Raw genomic sequence first — 3,415 nt, 5'->3', positions numbered from 1 at the left:
CCAGCAGCGGCCGCTGCGCGGCGAGCGCCGAGCGCAGCGCCCACGCCGATTCCTCGTCGAAACGGTGCACCGACGCCGGCCACGAGCCGCGCGGCGGGAGGGGGAGGTCGGTGAGCGGGATTGCGGGGATCGTCGGGAGGGGGAGATTCATCGTTTTTTCGCCAGCAGGTCGGGGATGGTCAGGAATTCGCGGATGATGGCCATGAAATAGTATTCGTCACTGACCAGGAGCGCGGAGGCCTGACCATCACCATGGAAGAAGATCAGGCTGAGATCGGGAAGGATCGCCAGCAGCCGTTGATAGAAAGCGGACAGGGCCAGCGGCTTCGCCTGGTCAGCGGGCACCGCGATGTAATGGTGAAAGGTTGCTTGCTCGCGGCGGACACGCAAGGTCGCCTGGAGCTTGTGTCGGTCGGTGGACGACAACTGCGTTCGCGACTCTTCCGGAAAAACGCAGCTCCAGATCTCGAGCAGCAGATTCTCCAATGGGGCATCTTCGCTCCAGCCGCTTTCGTAGCGCGGCTGCTCGATCGCTCCTGCGCCGAGCACGTTGCTTTTTGCGACGCGCAGTTGCGGCGCCATTTCGCGATGGCGTGAGCTGACGATTTCGACCCCCAGCGGCGTGCTGACGGCGATTTCAAAGACCAGATTGCCCGCTGCCAGCGCCTGCTGCTGTTCGACGCCGGCCGACCGGACATCGACAGCGAGCAGAGTGAGCCAGGCGAGTACGGACTTCGCGGTGGTCCATGCGTCGACAAAGTCACTGGCTTGTGCGTCGAGCGACTTGAGGCAGGCGAGCGTCGCCGGGAAAAGCAGCGTGCTGATCGCCTGGTCCGGCGGCGGAGCGCAAAGGGCTTCGGCGAGGTCGCTCACGGAGGCTGCACCGGAATCGTGCAGCCTGCCTTGCAACACCTTGCTCAGGTGCGCGTTGTGCGCCAGGGTGTGGCGTACCTCGCCGATGATCCGGCGCCGGAAGTCATCATCGACGGGCGCGATGCGATCCAGCAACGCGGCGAAATCGGTGTCGCGATGCACGTCCTCGGTCAAGGTGTTCATATCGGCGAGGAGGGACGTCAACTGATCCATCAGCCGATGGAAGTCGGCGTAATCCTCGAGGCTCTTGCGCAGTTCGAGCGTGTGCTTGGGGTCTTCCAGTGCTTCGAGCGCTTCCTCGAGTTCCTTCTTCTCCTTGATCCAATGCGCGATCCAGGTGATCCGGTCCTTCGGTTTGTGCAAGCGCGTCCCGGACAGGACGATCGGGTGCACCCGCTTGCGAAAGTTCCGATGCTCGTAGATCCCGCGGAGTTCGTACATGCAGTACTCGGAGCGGAAGTAGGTGTCGCTGAGAACGAGCACGACATGCCCCGCGACAGCCAGCCGATCCATGAACTCGCGGATCGAGTTGCCGTAGCCGACGTGGGAAGTGTCGCGCACGAAGTCTATCCCGCGCGCCGTACACGCCGTCCCGAGTCGGTCGACGAGCCGGTGCTGCTCCTCGTCCTTCCACGCATACGAAACGTAAACGCTGACCATCGCAACCCTCCCCGGCAGGTTTGTGGACCGATCCGTTCGCGAAGACGGCGGCGCCGCGCTCACCCCGCCATGCCATTCGTCTCTTGCTCGCGTATCTGCTGCCCCTCGCTCATCTCAAAGAGCGTTCGTTCTGGACCTCCCGCAGGCAGCATGGGCCAGCCGACCCCTCCATGATAACCGCGTGAACCCGACAAGTCGCGTGTTTCACGACGCACCCCGGAGGTCGGCATGATCGCCGTCGCACCACCCAGCCGACTGGATCAATACAGATCTTCAAATATGAACAAACATGCATACAATCAGCGCATGCGCTACAGTTACGACCCGGAGAAACGAACCTCGAACCTGAAGAAGCATGGCTACGACTTCGAGGATGCGCCGCAGGTCATCGAGAGCGACCGCTTTGACTACCATGAGCAGCGATTCATTACCCTGGGCCTGTTGCGTGGGGATGTGGTGGTGATCGCCACCGCCGAGACGGATGAGAACATCCGGGTAATTTCGATGCGGAAGGCAGAGCGAAATGAGCACGAAATTTTCTACCGCAAGTGTTGACGAGGACGCCCCGATTACCCAGGCGGACATTGACGCCGGCAGGCTGATCCTGCGCCAGCGGGTCGAAGGCCGGGTGGTGCAGCCGAAGAAGCGCGTCACCCTGTACCTCGATGCCGCTCTGGTCGAGCGTTTCAAGGAAATGGCCGGCGAGCGGGGCTATCAGACGCTCATCAACGAGACGCTGAAAAGCTCGCTCCAGCAGTCCGACATGGAAGCGCTGATCCGGAAGGTGATCCGCGAGGAACTGGACGGGACGGCAGGACACATCGCATGAAAGCGCATGTTTAGCGTCAAGAAGTTCGTGCAATCCCCAGAGTCAGCGCCGTACCAACCAGAATGATGGCCCCGCCAAGCAGCATTGGCAGGGTCACGACTTCGCCGAGGAAGATTCCGCCCCAGCCAGCCGCAAACACCGGAATCAGGAAGGTTACCGTCGACGCCCGCTGTCCGCCGAGATGGGCAATCAGCCGGAAATACAGGATGTAGGCCAGCGCCGTCGAAAACGTCGCCAGCAGGATCAGCGCCAGCCAGGCGTATCCCGACGGGGTCGCTGTCGGCCAGAAGGCCAGGGTCAGCGGTGCCAGGGCGATGGCTGCACTGGTCTGACTGCCGGTGGCGATGGCCAGCGGCGCGACGCCGACCAGCGTTCGCTTGGCAAAGTGGCTGGAAAAACCGTAGGACAGGGTCGCGAGCAATCCGGCCATGATCGCCAGAGCGCTGCCGCCCTCCCGGAAAGAGACTTTCCCCCAGGTCAGCACCCCCATGCCGATGACGCCGAGCAGCAGGCCGATCCACTGCCTCGGCGTCAGGCGGTCACGCAGCCAGAGCATGCCGACGAGCGCGGCCCACAAGGGCACCGTGGCATTGATCAGGGCGGTGAATCCAGCGGTCAGGGAAAGCGACGCGTAGGCCAGGAGAACGAAAGGTAACGCCGAGTTGCAGATCCCGACCGTCGCCATCGGCAACGCATGGCGACGCAGCGAGGTCGCATCCGAGCCGGCCAGCCACAACGGCCACAAGCACAGCGCCGCAATCGCCACCCGCAGACCGATCAGGGCAATCGGACCGAACTCCGGTGCGCCGACGCGCATGAACAGAAACGAAGCGCCCCAGAGCATGGCGAGCAGGACGAAATCGCCGAGGTCACGGGTTTTCAGGGTTGCCTCCCCGCGCTGGCCGCGCCGACGCGCAAGGGGCGGCGGGTCAGCGGCGCGATCAAGCGGCACTCCCTTCGAGTCGCAACAGCAACGCCTTGTTGTGCAGCCCGCCGGCGTAACCCGTCAAGGCGCCGTTCGCGGCGATCACGCGGTGACACGGCACGACGATG

The 3,415-nt window shown here is 63.4% G+C and carries 5 protein-coding genes; 2 read left to right on the top strand and 3 right to left on the bottom strand.

The genetic code is table 11. The annotated features are described in order from the left end of the window. Nucleotides 1-147: 147 nt before the first annotated feature. Complete coding sequence (locus CAPSK01_RS10320) at nucleotides 148-1,533, bottom strand: toll/interleukin-1 receptor domain-containing protein (RefSeq protein WP_034925945.1); 1,386 nt, start codon at nucleotides 1,531-1,533, stop codon at nucleotides 148-150. Nucleotides 1,534-1,812: 279 nt separating this feature from the next. On the opposite strand from CAPSK01_RS10320, the gene CAPSK01_RS10315 reads away from it, so the two are divergent. Both CAPSK01_RS10315 and CAPSK01_RS10310 read left to right on the top strand, forming a co-directional pair. Beyond that, entirely contained in the window at nucleotides 1,813-2,088 is a 276-nt protein-coding gene (locus CAPSK01_RS10315; protein WP_273703460.1) for a BrnT family toxin, read from the top strand. Beyond that, a complete protein-coding gene (locus CAPSK01_RS10310; RefSeq protein WP_034925944.1) occupies nucleotides 2,057-2,362 on the top strand; it encodes a BrnA antitoxin family protein in 306 nt (101 codons plus the stop codon). The genes CAPSK01_RS10315 and CAPSK01_RS10310 overlap by 32 nt, the downstream gene beginning before the upstream one ends. A 16-nt stretch (nucleotides 2,363-2,378) precedes the next feature. Here the strand turns inward: CAPSK01_RS10310 and CAPSK01_RS10305 are convergent, their stop codons facing one another. Both CAPSK01_RS10305 and CAPSK01_RS22605 read right to left on the bottom strand, forming a co-directional pair. After that, nucleotides 2,379-3,206, bottom strand: coding sequence for a DMT family transporter (locus tag CAPSK01_RS10305; protein WP_273703473.1), 828 nt, complete (start codon nucleotides 3,204-3,206; stop codon nucleotides 2,379-2,381). A gap of 97 nt (nucleotides 3,207-3,303) precedes the next feature. After that, on the bottom strand, nucleotides 3,304-3,415 hold a 112-nt coding region (locus tag CAPSK01_RS22605), incomplete at its 5' end, for an MGMT family protein (RefSeq protein ID WP_273703472.1).

Origin of the sequence: Candidatus Accumulibacter vicinus, from assembly GCF_000584955.1 — a bacterium.
GTDB classification, from domain to species: Bacteria; Pseudomonadota; Gammaproteobacteria; order Burkholderiales; family Rhodocyclaceae; genus Accumulibacter; species Accumulibacter vicinus.
Note: the sequence above shows the minus strand (reverse complement) of the source record. Positions and strands in the feature narration are given on the sequence as shown.

Coding starts and splice junctions, on each gene's coding strand:
- CAPSK01_RS10320 (WP_034925945.1), bottom strand. CDS start 1,533: ATGGTCAGCGTTTACGTTTCGTATGCGTGGAAGGACGAGGAGCAGCAC.
- CAPSK01_RS10315 (WP_273703460.1), top strand. CDS start 1,813: ATGAACAAACATGCATACAATCAGCGCATGCGCTACAGTTACGACCCG.
- CAPSK01_RS10310 (WP_034925944.1), top strand. CDS start 2,057: ATGAGCACGAAATTTTCTACCGCAAGTGTTGACGAGGACGCCCCGATT.
- CAPSK01_RS10305 (WP_273703473.1), bottom strand. CDS start 3,206: ATGCTCTGGGGCGCTTCGTTTCTGTTCATGCGCGTCGGCGCACCGGAG.